Source organism: Vibrio sp. 1641, from assembly GCF_033339995.1.
GTDB lineage: Bacteria > Pseudomonadota > Gammaproteobacteria > Enterobacterales > Vibrionaceae > Vibrio > Vibrio alginolyticus.
Genome location: NZ_JAWOVP010000036.1, coordinates 1 through 2,956, shown reverse-complemented (window position 1 = coordinate 2,956; position 2,956 = coordinate 1). Strand labels below are relative to the sequence as shown.

Genomic DNA, 2,956 nt, shown 5'->3' with positions numbered 1-2,956 from the left:
GTTCTTTCATTGAGTCCATCAAAACCCCTTGGGTGTTGTATGGTTAAGCCTCACGGGCAATTAGTACAGGTTAGCTCAACGCCTCACAACGCTTACACACCCTGCCTATCAACGTCGTAGTCTACGACAACCCTTTAGGATACTTAAAGTATCAGGGAGAACTCATCTCAAGGCTCGCTTCCCGCTTAGATGCTTTCAGCGGTTATCGATCCCGAACTTAGCTACCGGGCAATGCGTCTGGCGACACAACCCGAACACCAGAGGTTCGTCCACTCCGGTCCTCTCGTACTAGGAGCAGCCCCTTTCAATTCTCCAACGCCCACGGCAGATAGGGACCGAACTGTCTCACGACGTTCTAAACCCAGCTCGCGTACCACTTTAAATGGCGAACAGCCATACCCTTGGGACCGACTTCAGCCCCAGGATGTGATGAGCCGACATCGAGGTGCCAAACACCGCCGTCGATATGAACTCTTGGGCGGTATCAGCCTGTTATCCCCGGAGTACCTTTTATCCGTTGAGCGATGGCCCTTCCATTCAGAACCACCGGATCACTATGACCTGCTTTCGCACCTGCTCGAATTGTCATTCTCGCAGTCAAGCGGGCTTATGCCATTGCACTAACCTCACGATGTCCAACCGTGATTAGCCCACCTTCGTGCTCCTCCGTTACGCTTTGGGAGGAGACCGCCCCAGTCAAACTACCCACCAGGCACTGTCCGCAACCCCGATAAGGGGTCGACGTTAGAACATCAACACTACAAGGGTGGTATTTCAAGGACGGCTCCACGCAATCTAGCGACTGCGCTTCAAAGCCTCCCACCTATCCTACACATGTAGGGTCAATGTTCAGTGCCAAGCTGTAGTAAAGGTTCACGGGGTCTTTCCGTCTAGCCGCGGGTACACTGCATCTTCACAGCGATTTCAATTTCACTGAGTCTCGGGTGGAGACAGCGTGGCCATCATTACGCCATTCGTGCAGGTCGGAACTTACCCGACAAGGAATTTCGCTACCTTAGGACCGTTATAGTTACGGCCGCCGTTTACCGGGGCTTCGATCAAGAGCTTCGACCGAAGTCTAACCCCATCAATTAACCTTCCGGCACCGGGCAGGCGTCACACCGTATACGTCATCTTGCGATTTTGCACAGTGCTGTGTTTTTAATAAACAGTTGCAGCCACCTGGTATCTGCGACTCTCAATAGCTCCATCCGCGAGGGACTTCACCGTCGAGAGCGTACCTTCTCCCGAAGTTACGGTACCATTTTGCCTAGTTCCTTCACCCGAGTTCTCTCAAGCGCCTTGGTATTCTCTACCCGACCACCTGTGTCGGTTTGGGGTACGATTCCTTACAATCTGAAGCTTAGAGGCTTTTCCTGGAAGCATGGCATCAATGACTTCACATCCGTAGATGCTCGACGTCGTGTCTCAGCCTTAAGAGAAACCGGATTTACCTAATTTCTCAGCCTACGCACTTGAACCTGGACAACCGTCGCCAGGCCCACCTAGCCTTCTCCGTCCCCCCATCGCAATTGTAAGAAGTACGGGAATATTAACCCGTTTCCCATCGACTACGCCTTTCGGCCTCGCCTTAGGGGTCGACTTACCCTGCCCCGATTAACGTTGGACAGGAACCCTTGGTCTTCCGGCGAGGAGGTTTTTCACCCCCTTTATCGTTACTCATGTCAGCATTCGCACTTCTGATACGTCCAGCATGCGTTACCACACACCTTCAACCGCTTACAGAACGCTCCCCTACCCAATGCACAAAGTGCATTGCCGCAGCTTCGGTTTACTACTTAGCCCCGTTACATCTTCCGCGCAGGCCGACTCGACCAGTGAGCTATTACGCTTTCTTTAAATGATGGCTGCTTCTAAGCCAACATCCTGGCTGTCTGAGCCTTCCCACATCGTTTCCCACTTAGTAGTAATTTGGGACCTTAGCTGGCGGTCTGGGTTGTTTCCCTCTCCACGACGGACGTTAGCACCCGCCGTGTGTCTCCCGGATAGTACTTACTGGTATTCGGAGTTTGCAAAGGGTTGGTAAGTCGGGATGACCCCCTAGCCTTAACAGTGCTCTACCCCCAGTAGTATTCGTCCGAGGCGCTACCTAAATAGCTTTCGGGGAGAACCAGCTATCTCCAGGTTTGATTGGCCTTTCACCCCTAGCCACAAGTCATCCGCTAATTTTTCAACATTAGTCGGTTCGGTCCTCCAGTTGATGTTACTCAACCTTCAACCTGCCCATGGCTAGATCACCTGGTTTCGGGTCTATATCCAGAGACTGAACGCCCAGTTAAGACTCGGTTTCCCTACGGCTCCCCTAGATGGTTAACCTTGCCACTGAATATAAGTCGCTGACCCATTATACAAAAGGTACGCAGTCACAGGACAAGCCTGCTCCTACTGCTTGTACGTACACGGTTTCAGGTTCTATTTCACTCCCCTCACAGGGGTTCTTTTCGCCTTTCCCTCACGGTACTGGTTCACTATCGGTCAGTCAGTAGTATTTAGCCTTGGAGGATGGTCCCCCCATATTCAGACAGGATATCACGTGTCCCGCCCTACTCGATTTCACTGAACACACGTCGTCAACTACGGGACTATCACCCTGTATCGTCGGCCTTTCCAGGCTGTTCGTCTAACGCGTGTAAAGCTTAAGGGCTAGTCCAATTTCGCTCGCCGCTACTTTCGGAATCTCGGTTGATTTCTTTTCCTCGGGGTACTTAGATGTTTCAGTTCCCCCGGTTCGCCCTGTTGAGCTATGTATTCACTCAACAGTAATACCTTATGGTATTGGGTTTCCCCATTCGGAAATCCCAGACTCAAATGGTTTTTACTACCTAATCTGGGCTTATCGCAAGTTAATACGTCCTTCATCGCCTCTGACTGCCAAGGCATCCACCGTGTACGCTTAGTCACTTAACCATACAACCCGAAGGAGTTTCGAGTTGAT

1 rRNA gene is annotated in these 2,956 nt (G+C 51.6%); it reads right to left on the bottom strand.

Going from position 1 to position 2,956, the window contains the following annotated elements:
- Nucleotides 1-39: 39 nt before the first annotated feature.
- A 23S ribosomal RNA gene (locus R7Z47_RS23950) occupies nt 40-2,928 on the bottom strand.
- Between the last annotated feature and the right edge of the window lie 28 nt (nt 2,929-2,956).